A 15921-nucleotide genomic window follows, 5' to 3' on the forward strand; every position below is an offset into this window, starting at 1 on the left:
GCCGCGACGCTTCCTTGCTTACAGCAGCCGCTTGCGCATCACCTGCGACAGCATGTCGATCAGGGTCACGGCGACGACGATGATGATCGCGATGGTCGAGACCTTGGAATACTCGAACGCCTGCAGGCTCTCGAACAGAACCTGACCGATACCGCCGGCGCCGATCAGACCCAGCACCGTGGCGGCGCGGCTGTTCGACTCGAAGCGGTACAGGGCGAAGGAAGTCCACAGCGGGGCCACCTGCGGGATCACGCCCCAGGCGATCTCGTGCAGGCGGCTGCCGCCCGTCGCCTTCACGCCCTCGATCGGCCCCTTGTCGATCGACTCGACGGCCTCGGAGAACAGCTTGGCCAGCACGCCGGCGGTGTTCAGGGCGATAGCGAGCACGCCGGCCAGCGGGCCGAGGCCGACGGCGACGATGAACAGGGTGGCCACGACCAGATCCGGCACCGAGCGCAGCAGGTCCATCACGCGACGCACCGGCCAGACCAGCCAGTTGGGCGACAGGTTGCGCGAGGCCATCAGGCTGAGCGGCACGGCCAGGAAGACGGCCAGGAAGGTGCCCCACAGGGCGATCTGGACCGTCAGCCACATCTGGCCGACCAGTTCCTTCCAGTCTGACCAGTCTGGGCGGAGGAAGTCGGCGCCGTAGTCCCGGATGTTCTCGGAGTTGGAGAACAGGTTGGTGACGTTCGGCAGGTCGACCCGATTGAAGGCGGCCAGCAGGATGATGGCGAACCCGCCCCACAGCAGAACGTCCAGCGACCAGGCGGCCAGCGATTTCTTCGGCGGCTCCGGAATGACCGTGGGGTCCGACGGGGCCGGGGCCTTCTTCGGGACCATGTTCAGACCGATGGCGATAAGCGCCAGCAGGCCGATCAGGGCGAAAGGAATGACCGGAGCCCAACGGTTGGATGCGGTCGTCGACGGCGGCGCCACGTCGGACGGACGCCCCTCGCGACGGGCCTGGTCTGCCTTCATCTCGCGGATCGGGTCGAGGTAGCTGTTATCGGCAGCGCGGAACTGGGAGTAATTCAGGGCCGTCATGACCTCGCGCTGGCGGTCGGCGTCGGCGCCCACGCCCTGGCCATAGGTGACGAAGAACTCGCGGATCCGGGCCTTCAGGCCGGCCGGGAGGTCGCCGCGCAGGACGATGCCCGACTCCGGGATGGGCGGCGATTCCCAGATCACCTCGATCTGGCTGGCGATCTGCGGGTTCTGGCGGTTGAGGAAGACGGTATTGACCGAGTTCGAGGTGGCGATGTCCACCTGCCCGTTGGCGACCGAGAACGAGTTGGCCTGGTGGTTGGCGGACCGAACGGTCGAGAAGCACTGGCGCGGATCGATGTTCCGCGGGCTGAAGAAGTAGGTCATCGGGGCCAGGGTGCCCGAGGTCGATTGGGCGTCGCCGATGCCGAAGGTGTACTGCTTGCCACAGCGAACGACGTCCGCGAGCGTGATGCCCGAGCCCTTCTTCACGATCAGGGTCGAGACGTAGGAGTCCTTGCCCTCGATATCGACGGTGCGGGCGATGACCTCGCCTTGGGCGCGGTCGATGGCCTGCACGGCCGGCAGGGCCGAGAACCACCCGATCTGGGCCTGATTGGCGCGCATGGCCTCGACCAGCACGCTGTAGTTCGAGCCGAAGATCGGGCGAACGGGAATGCCGATTTCGCGCTGCAGGTCGTCCAGCAGCGGCTGCCACAGGGGGCCCGAGGAGGCCTGACCTTCGGCGGACAGGATGGTGAAGACCAGCTCGTTCGGCTGTCCCTCCCGCTGCGTCTGGGCGCTCGCGGTCGTGGCCATCCCGAACAGGACGACGGTCAGGGCCATCAGGCCGGCGAAGAGGGTACGAAGGCGGCTCATGCCTGGGTTTCCCGGAACGCGCCCGAACGGGCGGTGAAGATCAGAAGGGTTCGAAGAACGATCATGGCTGCACCTCGCGACGGGCGCGAAGGCGCTGCAGGTCCCGCTCGGCCGCGGCGGCGGCAGTGCGGTCGCCCGAAACGCGGGCGGCGGCCAGGGCTTCGTCCGCGATCATCTCGCGGACGGGATCCAGATAGTCGGCGTCGGCGGCGGTGAAGCGCGAGTAGCGCAGGCCAGCCAGCACGCGGCGCTGGCGCTCGGCCTCGACGCCGCTGCCCTGTCCGTAGGTCAGGAAGAAGCTGCGGATCTTTTCCTTGAGCACGGGATCGAGGTCCTCGCGCACGAGGATGCCGCTCTCGGGGATCGGCGGGGACTGCCAGATGGTCTCGATCTGGTCGGCGACGGCCGGGTTCTGACGGGTCAGGGCCGCGGTCGAGACGCTGTTCGAGGTGGCCACATCCAGCACGCCGGTGGCCACGGAGAAGGCGTTGGTCTCGTGGTTGGCGGACTCGACCGTGGCGAAGCAGGCCTGCGGGTCGATCCGGCGCGGATTGAACAGGAAGGTCATCGGAGCCAGCGTGCCCGAAGTCGACTGGGCGTCGCCGATGCCGAAGTCCAGCCGCTTGCCGCAGGCCAGAACGGCATCCAGCGTCAGGCCGGAGCCCTTCTTGACGATCAGGGACGAGCGATAGCTGTCGGCGCCGTCGGTATCGACCGTGCGGGCGATGACCTCGGCGTCGGCCGTGTCCAGCGCCTCGATGGCCGGGCGAGCCGAGAACCAGCCGGCCTGGGTGCGCCCCTGCTCCATCTCCGCAACGAGCTCGGCATAGCTGGCGCCGAAGCGAGCCGTGACCGGAACGCCGATGGCCTTGGACATGTCGTCCAGCAGCGGTTGCCAGACCGGAGCGGTCGATGCCTGGCCCTGTGCCGAGAGGATGGAGAAATGGATTCCGTCGGCCGGGACCCGCGCGGCGGACGTCGAGTCGCGCCCGCAGGCGGACAGCGCCAACGCCACGACGGCCAGCATGCCGACGCCAAGACGGCGCATGGCGCCGCCGTGGGTCATGCCTTGGCTTCCCAGAACGCGTCTTCGAATTCGGGGCCGTAGATCTCGATCAGGCGCTTGGTGTCCAGCCCCGTCGACGGGCCGTCATAGACTACCTTGCCGGCCTGCAGGGCGACGACGCGCTCGCAGTAGCGGATGGCGTAATCGACCTGGTGCAGGGTGACGATGACGCCAAGGCCGTCGCGCTTGTTCAGCTCGACAAGCAGCTCCATGACCTTGCGGGCGGACACCGGGTCCAGCGAGGCGACCGGCTCGTCGGCCAGAATGGCCTGGGCGCCCTGCACGATGGCGCGGGCGATGGCGCCGCGCTGCTGCTGGCCGCCCGAAAGCGTATTGGCGCGCTGCGCGGCGTAGTCGGACACGCCGACGCGGTGCAGGGCCGCCATGGCCTTGTCCTTGTCCGCCGCCGGCCACAGGCCCATCACGCCCTTCCAGCCCGGGATGCGGCCCAAGGCGCCGAGCATGACGTTGGCGAACAGCGACAGGCGTCCGACCAGATTGAACTGCTGGAAAATCATGCCCAGCTTCTGGCGCGCTGCGCGGGCGCGGCCCGTGACGCGGCCGTTCTTCTGCACGACCTCGCCGAAGACGGACACCGTCCCCTCGCCCGGATCGATGGACTGCAGGCCCGTGATCGAGCGCAGGAGGGTCGACTTGCCCGATCCCGAGGGACCGATCAGGGCGACCATCTCGCCGGCCTTGACCTCGACGGACACGCCGTTGAGGGCCTTACGGGCGCCGAAGGTCTTCGAGACGTCCTTTACGGACGCAACTGCGGTGGCTGTGGTCATGGACACGCGAGAACCGGTTGCAAGGGCGCGCCGCATCGCCCGAACGGGCCTGCGAGGCAAGTCTTAATGGCACGTCCGCGTCGATTTCGTCCAGCGAAGCGGCGGGGGTGCCGCAATCGCCCTACTGCGCCGCCCGCACCTCGACCGGCAGGCCCAGGGCCTCCAGCTGTGGCCGCACGGTCGCCGCATCGCCGACCACGACCCAGGTGAAGTTCGCCTGCCCCAGCAGACGCCGCGCCTCGGCGTCCAGCTCGGCCGGGGTCAACTGCGCATAGCGCGGACCCAGGGCTTCCCAGTAGTTGTCCGGACGTTCGAACAGGGCGTTGGAACGCAGGGCGCCCAGCACCGCCTGGGAGGTTTCGAACTGGCCCGGCAGCTGACGCATATTGGCATTGATGATGCGCTCGCGCTCGGCCGGAGTGACGCCGCGGTCCGACAGGAAGCCGCGATACTGGTCGATCAGCACCTGGATGGATTCGCCAGTGCGGTTCGACTGCACCGGCGCCGAGATCAGATAGGGCACCTGATGCTCCAGGTTCTGCGCCGCGCCACCCAGACCGTAGGACCAGCCGCGGGTCTCGCGGATGTCCTGGTTGATGCGCGACAGGAAGCCCGAGCCGATGGCCTCGTTGGCGGCGTTGAAGACGACACGGTCGTCCGCGCCGGTGACCGGCAGGACCAGCGCCCCGAGGATGATCGACTGCGGCGACTGCGGCCGGTCGATCAGGACAATGCGCGAGCCGGTCGCGGCGGCGGGCGCGGTGAAGTTCTTCTGCCCGCGCGGCGCCGACGGCGCGGCCCAGTCGCCGAGGCGGGCGTTCAGCGCCGCGGTGATCTCGGCCAGCGGGCGATCCGAGACGACGAAGATCTGGGCGGCGTCCGGGCGGATCCAGCTCTGGTGGAAGGCGCGCAGGTCGTCGCCGTCCAGCGCCTGCACCGCGTCGGCGCGGCCCTGTCCGGAGAACGGACGGCCATAGGGGTGGCTCTCGCCATAGACCAGCGCCGGCCAGGCGCGGGCGCCCATGCCGTTGGGCGAGCTCAGCTCCTGAGCGATCGAGGCCAGTTGCTGGCCCTTGCGACGCTCGACGTCGTTGGCGGCGAAGGCCGGGTTGCGGATGATGTCGGCCATCAACTCCAGAGCAGGGTCGAGGTTGGCGCTGGGCGCGCCCAGGCTGATCACGGTGCGGTCCAGCGTCGCGCCGACGCCGATGGAGGCGCCCAGGCGCTCTTCCTGCTCGGCGATCTGTTCGGCGTTGCGGCTGGTCGTGCCCTGCTTCAGCAGACCCAGCATCAGGGTCTGGGTTCCGGGAGCCTCGGCGCTGTCGGCGGCGACGCCGGCGTCGAACTCGACCGCGATGCGGGTGATGGGGACGGTGGTCGAGCGGGCGTAGACGACCTCGACGCCGTTCGTCAGGCGCGCACGCTCGATGTCCGGGAAGTCCAGCGGCTTCATATCGCCGACGGCGGGCATGGGATCACGCGGCGTGATGGCCAGCGGCTCCGCGGCGGCCGGCGGCGGGCGGTTGTCCGCGGCCTCGACATAGGCCTCGCGCTCGCCCGGATCGACGCGCAGGGCGAGCACCGGCCGGGTCAGCCAGCGCTGCATGGCGGCGCGGACGCTGTCGGGCGTGACGGCGCCATAGGCCTGAAGCTGGCGGCGATAGAAGCCGGGGTCGTTGGCATAGAGCTGGCCCTCGGCGAGGGTCACAGCCTTGCCGGTGAATCCGCCGGTGGGCTCGAGCGACTGCAGCACCTGCGACAGGCGCTGGGTCACGGCGCGCTGGACCTCGTCGTCGGTGGGACCGTTGGCGATGTAGTCGGCCATCAACTGATCGAGACGGGCGGAGACGGCGTCGACGTCCTCGCCCGGCTTCACATCCACGGACGCAGAGAACATGCCGAGACGCTGGAAGGGCTGCAGGCCGGCGGTGACCGAGGTGGCGGTCTCCTCGCCGCGGACCAGCTGGTTGTCGAGACGCGAGCTGGCCAGACCCCCGAAAACGGAGGCGGCGATGTCGAGGCTGGCCGCCTCGTCCGACAGAAGGCCCGGCACAGCCCAGAAGCGGGCGACGCGGCTGTTGGGCACTCGGTCGTGCAGGGTGCGGTCGGCGCGGGCGGCCAGCGTCGGGATGTCGGCCTGCGCCGGCTCGTTCTGCGCCCCGCGCGGGATGTGGCCGAAGTAGCGGTTCACCAGCGTCCGCGCCGTGGCGGTGTCGATGTCGCCGGCCAGTACCAGCACGGCGTTGTTCGGGCCGTAGTTATCGCGGTGCCACTGGCGCAGATCCTCAAGGCTGGCGGCGTCGAGGTCGGCCATCGAGCCGATGGTCGAGTGACGGTACGGGTGGCCCTCGGGGAAGAGGGTCTCCAGCACCGTATAGTAGGTCAGGCCGTAGGGCTGGTTGTCACCTTGGCGCTTCTAGTTCTGGACGACACCGCGCTGGTTATCGAGCCGCTCCTGACTGAGCGCGCCCAGCAGGTGGCCCATGCGGTCGCTCTCCATATAGAGCGCCTGCTCGACGGCCGAGGTCGGCACGGTCTGGAAGAAGTTGGTGCGATCGAACCAGGTGGTGCCGTTCCAGTCGGTGGCGCCCATGGCCCGCAGGGGCTCCATCAGGCCGCCGGGCACGTTCTCGGTCGGATTGAACAGGCCGATGTGCTCGAACAGGTGGGCGAAGCCCGTCTGGCCCGGCGGCTCGTCCTTGGAGCCGACGTTGTACCAGGCGTGGATGGCGACCACCGGGGCCTTGCGGTCCGTGTGGACGACGACCCTCAGACCGTTATCCAGGGTGAAGGTCTCGAACGGGATGTCCACGCTGCGGGCCAGCTCGGCGGCCGGGACCTGGGCGAGGGCGACGACAGGCGCGCCCCCTGCGATCATGAGCGCGAGAGCGCAGGCGAAAGCGGTGCGACGCATGGATCAGTCCCCCGAAAGAAAATGCAGGGGCGAACCTATCAAGGGTGTGCGGGGCGGCAAGTGAACCCTGAGTCATCTTCCGGAGGCGCGAGGTGCTCCGGAGCCGGACAAATTCCCTGACGCTTCAAGGGTGGTCACGAAAAAACCGCTTTACATGACAGGGACGTGACTGCATATCGCGCCTTCCGGCGGACCCCGTAGGTCTTCAAGCTGCGCCGCTAACGCCGGTCTGGGTTTAACGACTAACAGGGGGTTACGTGAATTGCGCACGTACCAGCTTCCCCTGGACCTGGTCCGTGAGCGGTCCCCTGAGCGTCCCGTCGCCCTCGTGCGGCCGCGCTCGGTTTCCGTAGCGGCGCGCTGGTTCCAGGACAATCTGAAAGCCGACGTCTTCTATGCTGTGAAGGCGAACCCTTCGCGCTGGGTCATCGAAACCCTGGTCGAAGCCGGCGTGAACGCGTTCGACGTGGCCTCGCTGGCGGAGATCGAGCTGGTGCGCTCGGTCAGCCCGGACGCGCGTCTGGCCTTCATGCATCCGGTCAAGAGCCGCGGCGCGATCACCAAGGCCTATTTCGACCACGGCGTCCGCACCTTCGTGCTCGACAGCCATGACGAGCTGGCCAAGATCCTCGACGCCACCGGCCAGGCCGACGACCTGAACCTGGTCGTGCGCATGGGCGTGTCGGCCGACGGCGCCGCCTATTCGCTGTCGGGCAAGTTCGGCGTGACCCCGGATCAGGCTCCGGCCCTGCTGATGGCCGTGCGCCAGGCGGTGCAGAACGGTCTGATGGGCGTCAGCTTCCACGTCGGTTCGCAGTGCATGCGCCCGTCCGCCTATGAGGCCGCCATGGCCCAGGTCGGTCGCGCCATCACCCGCGCCGGCGTGATCGTCGACATCGTGGACGTCGGCGGCGGCTTCCCCTCGGTCTATCCGGGCATGGTCCCGCCGGACCTGCAGGAATATGCCGACGCGATCCATCGCGGCTTCGCCGAGATGCCGGTCACCCACACCACCGAACTGTGGTGCGAGCCGGGCCGCGCCCTGGTAGCCGAAAGCTCGTCGGTGCTGTGCCGCGTCGATCTGCGGAAGGGCGACGCCCTTTACCTGAACGACGGCTCGTACGGCTCGCTGTTCGACGCCACCCACTCGCGCTGGCCCTTCCCGACCAAGCTGGTCCGGGACGGCGACGCCGCCCCGGATCTGAAGCCCTTCCGCTTCTACGGCCCGACCTGCGACTCGATCGACCACATGCCGGGCCCGTTCTGGCTGCCGTCGGACGTTCAGGAAGGCGACTTCATCGAGATCGGCATGCTGGGCGCCTATGGCGTGGCCATGACGACGGGCTTCAACGGCTACGGCGAGCACGAGATCGCCGCGGTCGAGGACGCCCCGATGGCCTCGCTCTACGGTCTGGCCCCGCGCTCGATCCCGACGGTCCGCACCTCGGCAGAGGAGCAGGCCCGCAAGATCGTTCGCCTGTCGCGTCCGAAGGGCAAGGCCGGCCAACGGAAGAAGTCGCGGCGCTAAACCGTCGCTTTCGCGTTGTACAAGCAGCGGCCCGTCGCTCCGTCCGGGCCGCTGTTCCTTTTTGACGACGGGCGCTCAAATCAAAGGGAAACCCTTGCAATGAACGCTCCTGTTCAGTCGAACCAGAAGGCCGAGCTGCTGCAGAACACCGTCGAGCACGTCGACATGACGTCCTTCGACGCGCGCCCGATCATCGACAGCATGCGCAAGATGTCCTTCTCGTCGCGCGACACCGCCCGCGCCGCCGACATCTTCAACATGTCGCTGGAAGACAAGGACTGCTCGCCGTGGCTGATCCTCGCCGGCTCGACCTCGGCCGGCGGCTGCATGCACGTGTACCGCGACATGGTGAAGTTCGGCATGACCGACGCCATCGTCGCCACCGGCGCCTCGATCGTCGACATGGACTTCTTCGAAGCCCTTGGCTTCAAGCACTACCAGGCCGCCGGCCCGGTGGACGATAACGTCCTGCGCGACAATTACATCGACCGCATCTACGACACCTACATCGACGAGGAAGAGCTGCAGGCGTGCGATCACACGATCCTGGAGATCTGCAACCGTCTGGAGCCGCGCGGCTATTCCTCGCGCGAGTTCATCTGGGAAATGGGCAAGTGGCTGTCGGAAGGCAACGCGAAGAAGCCCGGCTCGCTGATCCAGACCGCCTATGAAGAAGGCGTGCCGATCTTCTGCCCTGCCTTCGTCGACTCGTCGGCCGGCTTCGGTCTGGTGAAGCATCAGAAGGAACGCATCGCCGAGGGCAAGCCCTACCTGATGATCGACGCGGTCGCTGACTTCCGCGAACTGACCGACATCAAGATCGCGGCGGGCACCACGGGCCTGTTCATGGTCGGCGGCGGCGTTCCGAAGAACTTCGCCCAGGACACCGTCGTCTGCGCCGAGATCCTCGGCGTCGAAGCCGACATGCACAAGTACGCGGTGCAGATCACCGTGGCCGACGTGCGCGACGGCGCCTGCTCGTCCTCGACGCTCAAGGAAGCCGCCTCGTGGGGCAAGGTCTCGACCACCTACGAACAGATGGTCTTCGCTGAAGCCACCACCGTCGTGCCGCTGATTGGCTCGGACGCCTATCACCGCGGCGCCTGGAAGAGCCGCACCAAGCCGCGCTGGGCGAAACTCTTCGCGAAGTAAGACTGGAAGGGCCGGAGCGATCCGGCCCTTTTCTTTTGCGGAACCGGCGGCGCGCCGGGTCGCTTAGTCGGGCGAAGGAGCTTCGCCATGACCGACCAGAACCAGACCGAGGACGCCCGCGAGGCCGGCGACATGGGCGAGAAGCCCGATCTGGGCCGCACGCGCGACGCCCTGACCAACGCCCTTTCCGGCAGCGACATGGGCTCGGACACCCGGGCGGGCTCGCTGCAGGGCGGCGCGGCCTCGGGGTCGGACGTCGATCCTGACCAAGACGCGATCAACGAAATGCTGGCCAGCGAGGGCATGGCCGCCGCCAAGGCGAAGACGCCGGAAGGCGTCGACCCGGAACCGGTCAACAACACCGGTGAGGACAAGCCTGACACCAGGGGGGCCGACGCAGCCACGGGCTGAGCGCCGCGTCACATTGCGCCGTCATGAAGGCGCGAACCCGCCTTGCCGCCGCCGCACGCATGCGCCACGGTAAAGGTAACGATACCAAGGTCTTCAAGGACACAACGGGATGAAGCGCATTCTTGCGGTCGCCGGACTGGCGACGGCGATGTTGGTGAGCGGCTGCCAGAACGCGGACGACACCGAAACCACGGAAGCCGCGCTCGCCGACGAGCCTCCGGCTGTCGAAGGTCGGGCCGCGCAGGCCCCCGCCGCCAGCGACGCCGCAACCCCCGCCGCGGCGCCTGCCGCGCCCGGCGCTCCGATTTTCGCGGTCCTCTACCCCGGAGCCACGCCCAAGGGTCCGGCCACCGCGGGCCAGAGCCCTGCCGGCCCCGGCGGCATGCTGGAGTTCACCACCGAAGCCACCCCCGACGAGGTCGTCGCCTTTTATCGCGACCGCGCCGAGGCTTCGGGCCTGAAGCCGATCACCACCCTGAACCGGGAGGACGCTCGCGCCTACTCGGCCGGTGATGGCGCGGACGGCACAGGCAAGCTGCTGAACGTCATCGCCACGCCGGTCGACGGCGCCACCGACGTCCTGCTGACCTGGTCGAACGGGCGGTGATCAGGGCGGCCGCCGCACTGGCGGCCTGCGTGACCCTCGCGGGGTGCGCCACGGCGCGGCCTGCCCAGCCCGAGCCTGTGTCAGGCTACCTCTCTCAGGACGCGATCGAAGCTCTCGCCGCCCTGCCCGTCCCGCCGGACGCCGACGCCCCGCCCGAGGCCCTCCCCGGCCAGCCCGGCACAGATCGCTGGTGGCTGGCGACCGCCCATGCCGAACTGCGGCCGCCCTGGGCCGCCCAGCATTTCGACTGCGTCCTCGGCACGCGCCTCGCAGCCTCGCCCCGCCCCGCGCTCAGTCGCCTGATGGCGCGGGTTCTGGTTGATGCCGACAGCCTGACGCGCGCCATGATGGCCCGCTCGGACCGCAAGCGGCCGGCGGCCAATCCCGATCTCGATATCTGCCAGCGGGCCGACGACGCCACGCGGACCTCTCCCTCATGGCCGGCCAGCGGCGGCGTCGCGGGCGCAGCCTATGGCGAACTGTTCGCCGCCCTCGCCCCCGGCCAAGCCGACGGCGTCCGCCACATGGGCCGCGAGATCGGCGTCAGCCGCGCCGTGTGCCGGATGAACTGGCCCTCGGACGTCGATGCCGGCGCACAGGCAGGGCTAGCCATCTACGACGCCGCCAGCCGTTCTCCGGAGTTCGCCGCCGATCTGGAGGCCGCGCGCGTCGAGGTCGCGGCCGCCCGTGCGGAAGGCCTGACCAATCCGTCCTGCGCCGCCGAGCGGCGAGCGCTCGCTACGCCGGACGCGGTCCGCTGATTGCGCCGTAGAGGTCCGTACGGCGGTCGCGGAAGAAGCCCCAGGCCGCGCGATGGCGGTCGAGGAAGTCCAGATCGAAGGTATGGACCAGCACGCCCTCGTCGGTCGCGCCGAAGCTCTCGACCAGATCGCCGCGATGGTTGGCGATGAAGGAGTGGCCGTAGAAGGTCTGGCCGGCGTCCGTCAGCTGTTCCTGGCCGATGCGGTTGGCGCCGATCACCGGCACGACGTTGGACACGGCATGACCCTGCATGGCGCGCTGCCACGGAGCGGCGGTGTCCAGCGTGTCGTCATGCGGCTCGGTGCCGATGGCCGTCGGATACATCAGTATCTCGGCGCCCTGCAGCATCATCGCGCGGGCGGTCTCCGGGTACCACTGGTCCCAGCAGATGCCGACGCCGATGCGGCCGAACTTCGTATCCCAGACCTTGAAGCCGGTGTCGCCGGGCCGGAAGTAGTACTTTTCCTGATAGCCGGGGCCGTCGGGGATGTGGCTCTTGCGATAGACGCCCATCAGCGCGCCGTCGGCGTCGATCATGACCAGCGAGTTGAAGTAGTGCGGCCCCTCGCGCTCGAAGATCGAGACGGGGATGACCACGCCCAGTTCCTTTGCCAGCGGCTGCAACTGGACCACGGCCGGGTGTTCGCGCCAGGGGAAGGCTGTGCCGAACCACTTCTCCTCCTGCGAGACGCAGAAGTACGGTCCCTGGAACAGCTCGGACGGCAGAATCACCTGCGCGCCCTTGGCGGCGGCCTCGCGGATCAGCGCGATGGTCTTGTCGATGTTGGCCTGGATGTCCTCGGAGGCATACGAGGTCTGCAGCGCGGCGACGGTGACGGTGCGGCTCATTACGCAGGCTCCTGCTGGCTGATGCAGTGGAAGGACCCGCCGCCCGACAGAATGGCCATGGACGGCAGCGGGATGATCTCGCGATCCGGGTAAACGGTTTTCAGACCCTGACAGGCCAGATCCGCCGCGCGGTCGTCGCCGTAGGTCGGGACGATGACGGCGCCGTTGGCGATCAGGAAGTTCATATGACTGGCCGGGACCGGGCGCTCGTCCTCATCCGGCACGAAGCCCGGCGACGGCAGGCGCAGCACCTTGATCGGCTGGCCCTCGGTGTCCGTCATCTCCGACAGGGCCTTCGCCACGGCGTCATAGACGTCGTCGTTCGGGTCGTTGCGGCCCCAGGCGATCGGGCAGGCCACGATGCCCGGCGCGACGAAGCGGGCCAGATTGTCGACGTGGCCGTCGGTATGGTCATTTAGCAGGCCGTCGCCGAGCCACAGCACCTTGCGGGCGCCCAGAGCCTGCGTCAGGGCGGCTTCCGCCTTCGCCTCGGTCCAGCCCGCATTGCGGTTCGGGTTCAGCAGGCACTGGCGGGTGGTCAGGATCGTGCCCCGACCGTCGTGATCCAGGGCGCCACCCTCAAGGATGAAATCATTGCGCTCCAGCGGCGTGCCGGACTGCTCGCCGATCTGCGTCGCGACTGTGTCGTCGTGCTCCAGCTCGTACTTGCCGCCCCAGCCGTTGAAGACAAAAGCGGCGGCGCGGTCCGAGCCCTGGCCGAAGATGGGGCCGGTGTCGCGCAGCCAGATGTCGCCGAAACGGCCGTCGATGACCTCGACGCCCGCCACATCGGCGAAGCGGGCGCGAGCGTCGTCCAGCGCCTCGACCTTGCCGACCATCAGCTTGACCTGTTCGCGGCCCGGCCCGGCGAGGGCGCGGACCAGCGCCTCGACCTCGGACTGGGCCGGTTCGAGGTTCTCTTCCCAGAGCTCGCCATGGCTGGGCCAGCCGACCCACATGGCGCGGTGCGGTTCCCATTCGGCGGGAATGACGGAAGAGGTCATGCAGGGTTTCCTCGGCTCGACACGGCGCGACCAGATAGGCGCCTGCGCCCCCCGCCGCAACCCGCGCAAACGAAAGGGGCGGAGCCTTTCGGCTCCGCCCCCCGGTCGTTCAGTCGTTCAGGCCAAGCCTTAGAACTGGACGCCCAGCGTCAGCATGACAGCGCGCGGAGCGCCGACGTGGTAGCTGCCGGCATCGCCCGGGTTCTGTGTGCGGATGTCGGCGAGGTAGCGCTGGTCGAACAGGTTCGACACGTTCAGCTGCAGGTAGGTGTCAGCAGCGGCCATCCACGACGGGGTATAGCGCAGGTCGAGATCGAACACGGTGTAGTCCGGAGCCTCTTCCGTGTTGATGTCGTTGGCCCAACGTTCGCCGACGTACTTGCCTTGCAGGCCGAAGACGAAGTCCGAGATCTCGTACTGGGCGCGGACGCCGGCCTGGATTTCCGGGGTTTCGAAGAGCGACTTGCCAGCGGTCGGCAGGAAGACCGGGTTACCGGCTCCGTCGAGACCGTTAGGCAGGTTGTTCTTGACCTCGCTGTGAACGTAGCTGGCCGTGGCGTAGAGGCTGAAGCCTTCGACCGGCGACCAGCCCACCTGACCGTCGATACCCTGCAGGGTCACCGCGCCCACGTTACGGCTGAAGAAGATGTCTTCTTCCTGGTCGAACGTGCGGACGATGCGGTTCTCGTACTCCGTGCGCCAGGCGGCGACCGAAGCGATGAGGTTGCTCGAGCTGAAGCGGTAGCCGAGGTCGAACGTCTTGGTCGATTCCAGCTGCGGATCCGGGATCGAACGGTCGTACAGGTCGTCGGTACGGGGAGCCGAGAGACCTTCAGCGTAGCTGGTGTAGATCGACTGGTTCGGGGCGAAGCGCCACGTCGCGCCGATGTTCGGCAGCAGAGCGTCGTACTTCTTCTCGAACGACATCGGGCGGCCGTAACGGTTATTGGCGTTCGTGTTGTACGGGCCAAGGACCGGGAACTGCACGGTGCCGTCGGCATTCGTGACGTTCGGGGCGACGTTGGTGCACAGCGCGTTGAAGGTGTCGCGCTGGTAGCAATAGTTGTTCAGCTCACGCTTGAAGAACGGCGCGCGCAGGCCCAGCACCAGGTCCACGGTGTTTTCCATGAACGAACCGCGATACTCGAGCGAGAACTGGTTCAGGATGGCGTGCGACAGACGGTCACGACGGCGCAGAACGCTGCCATCCGCCAGACGAACGGGGTCACCGTTACGACCGGCGAAATCGTCAGCGAAGAAGCCGTTCGACAGGAAGCCCTGTTGGCCGGTCTGGCGGTGACGGCCGAACTCGTAGGTGTAGGCGCCGCGGATCTGGTGATCATCGTTGATGTCCCAGATCAGCGAGGACAGCACGCTGTAGCGGTGAGTGTTCGTGATGTTCGGACGAGCCAGGGTCACCGAAGTGGCGGTGGCGGGCAGACCGGCCGCAGCGAACACGAGGTTGCCCGAGCCGGCGCCGCCGATGGCGTCGAGCTGGGCGCGGGTCCAGCTGTTGCTACCGCCGCCGTGGGCGAGGGTGTACTGGAAGCTCGGATCGATCGTCAGGCGCAGGCCTTCAGCCAGCGTGAAACGCGATTGGCCGCGGATGTTGCCGGTGTTCGACGGGTTGATGCCGGTCTGGGTCGAGCCCGGGGTGTAGGTCGGCCGGGTGTAGCCCAGGCCCTGACGGAACTGCGCCAGCGTGACCTGCTGGTTGCCGAAGAAGTTGCGGTTCTCGTTGTAGTGACCCGACAGGCTGACGAAGTCGCCATTGTCGCCCAGCGGCTGGTAGATGCGACCGTTGAACTGGGTCTTGTCGACGCCGAACAGGGCGTTGAAGTGGTCGTACTCGGTCTTCGAGGCCGAGAACCAGGCCGAGGTGCCCCACGGGCCGAACTCGCCGGTGTCGATCATCGCGAAGATGCGGCCGAAGCTTTCGCTGCCGGTCGAACCGACCAGGGTCACGCCGAAGTCCGACGACGGACGACGGGTCACCATGTTGATGGTGCCGCCGGTGGCCGAAGCGGTCGGGCTGTCGACTTCGGTGGTGCCCAGGTTCACGCCCACGCGCGACAGGGTTTCCGGGTCCTGCTGCTGGTTGGTGTAGATGGCGTAGTTGCCGGTGTCGTTCAGCGGAATACCGTCGACGGTCAGCGAAATACGGGCCGAATCGAAGCCGCGCATCGTGACGTCACCGCCCGACGAACCGTAGGCGTCGGTGTTGTTGAAGTTGACGCCCGGGACCAGGTTCAGCGACGCGAGCGGCGATTGGCCGGCGTTCTGGGTCTGCAGATACTGGTCCGTGATCGTGGCGGTCGAGCGCGGGTTGCGCTGGGCGACGATCGCGCCGTCGATGCCGTTGGCGCGGGCGCCGGTCACCACGATGGTGTCCAGCTCGGTGGACTCCACCGTCTGGCTGCCCGTCGACTGGGCCGAGGCGGCTCCGGCGACCAGCAGGCCGCTGCAGAGGGCGGTCGTCGCCCAGAACACGCGTTTGCGGTTCATCATAGTCATCTATCCCCGATGAGATGGGCGGAAGCGCCCTACGCCCGGCCTTGACCGGCCGAAATCCCGCCCCCCTTAGGCGCGACGTCGGAAACTGGGACGACATTCGTGTGACACTGATATGACAGCGGGCAGGGGTGGCTTGCGCGCCACACTCTGTTGCAGCGCACAAATTCCGCGCGACTGCCCTTCGCAAAAAGCAAAACCGCCGGCCCCTTTGGGGACCGGCGGCTCTGTCTTTGTGTCGCTTGTGAGCGGTCTTCCGGGATTAGCGGAAGGAGATGCCCACGGTGGCGCGACGGTTCAGAGGCTCGCGAACGCCGTCGGCGGTCGGGCGGGCCAGCTGGGTTTCACCCTTGCCGTCCAGCGAGATCACGCCGCCGTTGACGCCTTGCGAGACCAGGGCGTCAGCCACGGTGCGCGCACGGCGGTTCGACAGACCCACGTTGTACGCCGCCGAACCCGA

The 15921-nt window shown here is 67.9% G+C and carries 14 protein-coding genes and 1 pseudogene; 5 read left to right on the top strand and 10 right to left on the bottom strand.

Annotated features, from left to right (window positions below; genetic code table 11):
• Positions 1-18 precede the first annotated feature (18 nt).
• The 6 genes and pseudogenes from phnE to ABDZ95_RS15060 form a co-directional block, all read right to left on the bottom strand.
• Positions 19-843 (bottom strand): phosphonate ABC transporter, permease protein PhnE, encoded by an 825-nt coding sequence (gene phnE, locus ABDZ95_RS15035; protein WP_343794804.1) that lies wholly within the window; start codon positions 841-843, stop codon positions 19-21.
• Positions 844-1014: 171 nt separating this feature from the next.
• Positions 1015-1866: pseudogene (phnD, locus tag ABDZ95_RS15040) on the bottom strand (phosphate/phosphite/phosphonate ABC transporter substrate-binding protein); the annotation flags it as partial.
• A 61-nt stretch (positions 1867-1927) separates the two neighbouring features.
• Positions 1928-2932: a phosphate/phosphite/phosphonate ABC transporter substrate-binding protein gene (gene phnD, locus ABDZ95_RS15045; protein ID WP_343794792.1), complete on the bottom strand. Its 1005-nt coding sequence runs from the start codon at positions 2930-2932 to the stop codon at positions 1928-1930.
• Entirely contained in the window at positions 2929-3723 is a 795-nt protein-coding gene (phnC, locus tag ABDZ95_RS15050) for a phosphonate ABC transporter ATP-binding protein (protein ID WP_343794793.1), read from the bottom strand. Before phnC ends, phnD (ABDZ95_RS15045) begins: the two co-directional genes overlap by 4 nt.
• A gap of 121 nt (positions 3724-3844) precedes the next feature.
• Positions 3845-6094, bottom strand: a complete 2250-nt coding sequence (locus ABDZ95_RS15055) for a M16 family metallopeptidase (RefSeq protein WP_343794794.1) — start codon at positions 6092-6094, stop codon at positions 3845-3847.
• Positions 6095-6139: 45 nt separating this feature from the next.
• Complete coding sequence (locus tag ABDZ95_RS15060; RefSeq protein WP_343794795.1) at positions 6140-6637, bottom strand: M16 family metallopeptidase; 498 nt, start codon at positions 6635-6637, stop codon at positions 6140-6142.
• A 262-nt stretch (positions 6638-6899) separates the two neighbouring features.
• Here ABDZ95_RS15060 and ABDZ95_RS15065 point away from each other — a divergent pair, with 262 nt between their 5' ends.
• The 5 genes from ABDZ95_RS15065 to ABDZ95_RS15085 all read left to right on the top strand — a co-directional run bounded on the left by ABDZ95_RS15065 (position 6900) and on the right by ABDZ95_RS15085 (position 11096).
• Positions 6900-8165 carry a type III PLP-dependent enzyme gene (locus ABDZ95_RS15065; protein ID WP_343794796.1) on the top strand — a complete coding sequence of 422 codons (1266 nt, stop codon included), beginning with the start codon at positions 6900-6902 and terminating at the stop codon, positions 8163-8165.
• A gap of 99 nt (positions 8166-8264) precedes the next feature.
• On the top strand, positions 8265-9317 hold the full coding sequence (locus ABDZ95_RS15070) for a 1,9-bis(guanidino)-5-aza-nonane synthase (protein ID WP_343794797.1): 1053 nt from the start codon (positions 8265-8267) through the stop codon (positions 9315-9317).
• Between the two features lie 87 nt (positions 9318-9404).
• On the top strand, positions 9405-9728 hold the full coding sequence (locus ABDZ95_RS15075) for a ribonuclease (RefSeq protein WP_343794798.1): 324 nt from the start codon (positions 9405-9407) through the stop codon (positions 9726-9728).
• A gap of 109 nt (positions 9729-9837) precedes the next feature.
• Entirely contained in the window at positions 9838-10335 is a 498-nt protein-coding gene (locus tag ABDZ95_RS15080; RefSeq protein WP_343794799.1) for a hypothetical protein, read from the top strand.
• Positions 10332-11096, top strand: a complete 765-nt coding sequence (locus ABDZ95_RS15085; RefSeq protein WP_343794800.1) for a phosphatase PAP2 family protein — start codon at positions 10332-10334, stop codon at positions 11094-11096. Before ABDZ95_RS15080 ends, ABDZ95_RS15085 begins: the two co-directional genes overlap by 4 nt.
• Here ABDZ95_RS15085 and aguB read toward each other — a convergent pair.
• The 4 genes from aguB to ABDZ95_RS15105 all read right to left on the bottom strand — a co-directional run.
• On the bottom strand, positions 11074-11946 hold the full coding sequence (gene aguB / locus ABDZ95_RS15090; RefSeq protein ID WP_343794801.1) for an N-carbamoylputrescine amidase: 873 nt from the start codon (positions 11944-11946) through the stop codon (positions 11074-11076). The two genes, ABDZ95_RS15085 and aguB, sit on opposite strands and share 23 nt — an antisense overlap.
• Entirely contained in the window at positions 11946-12950 is a 1005-nt protein-coding gene (locus ABDZ95_RS15095) for an agmatine deiminase family protein (RefSeq protein WP_343794802.1), read from the bottom strand. Before ABDZ95_RS15095 ends, aguB begins: the two co-directional genes overlap by 1 nt.
• A gap of 129 nt (positions 12951-13079) precedes the next feature.
• The gene (locus ABDZ95_RS15100; protein WP_343794803.1) at positions 13080-15455 is read right to left on the bottom strand and encodes a TonB-dependent receptor; all 2376 of its coding nucleotides are present in this window, start codon (positions 15453-15455) and stop codon (positions 13080-13082) included.
• A 268-nt stretch (positions 15456-15723) separates the two neighbouring features.
• Positions 15724-15921 (bottom strand): OmpA family protein (locus ABDZ95_RS15105; protein WP_343791256.1); only part of this gene is annotated, 198 nt, incomplete at its 5' end.

Origin of the sequence: Brevundimonas kwangchunensis (assembly GCF_039523815.1) — a bacterium.
Taxonomy (GTDB): Bacteria; Pseudomonadota; Alphaproteobacteria; order Caulobacterales; family Caulobacteraceae; genus Brevundimonas; species Brevundimonas kwangchunensis.

Coding starts and splice junctions, on each gene's coding strand:
- ABDZ95_RS15060 (WP_343794795.1), bottom strand. CDS start 6,637: ATGCGTCGCACCGCTTTCGCCTGCGCTCTCGCGCTCATGATCGCAGGG.
- aguB (WP_343794801.1), bottom strand. CDS start 11,946: ATGAGCCGCACCGTCACCGTCGCCGCGCTGCAGACCTCGTATGCCTCC.
- phnE (WP_343794804.1), bottom strand. CDS start 843: ATGGTCCCGAAGAAGGCCCCGGCCCCGTCGGACCCCACGGTCATTCCG.
- phnC (WP_343794793.1), bottom strand. CDS start 3,723: ATGACCACAGCCACCGCAGTTGCGTCCGTAAAGGACGTCTCGAAGACC.
- ABDZ95_RS15075 (WP_343794798.1), top strand. CDS start 9,405: ATGACCGACCAGAACCAGACCGAGGACGCCCGCGAGGCCGGCGACATG.
- ABDZ95_RS15070 (WP_343794797.1), top strand. CDS start 8,265: ATGAACGCTCCTGTTCAGTCGAACCAGAAGGCCGAGCTGCTGCAGAAC.
- ABDZ95_RS15095 (WP_343794802.1), bottom strand. CDS start 12,950: ATGACCTCTTCCGTCATTCCCGCCGAATGGGAACCGCACCGCGCCATG.
- phnD (WP_343794792.1), bottom strand. CDS start 2,932: ATGACCCACGGCGGCGCCATGCGCCGTCTTGGCGTCGGCATGCTGGCC.
- ABDZ95_RS15080 (WP_343794799.1), top strand. CDS start 9,838: ATGAAGCGCATTCTTGCGGTCGCCGGACTGGCGACGGCGATGTTGGTG.
- ABDZ95_RS15100 (WP_343794803.1), bottom strand. CDS start 15,455: ATGAACCGCAAACGCGTGTTCTGGGCGACGACCGCCCTCTGCAGCGGC.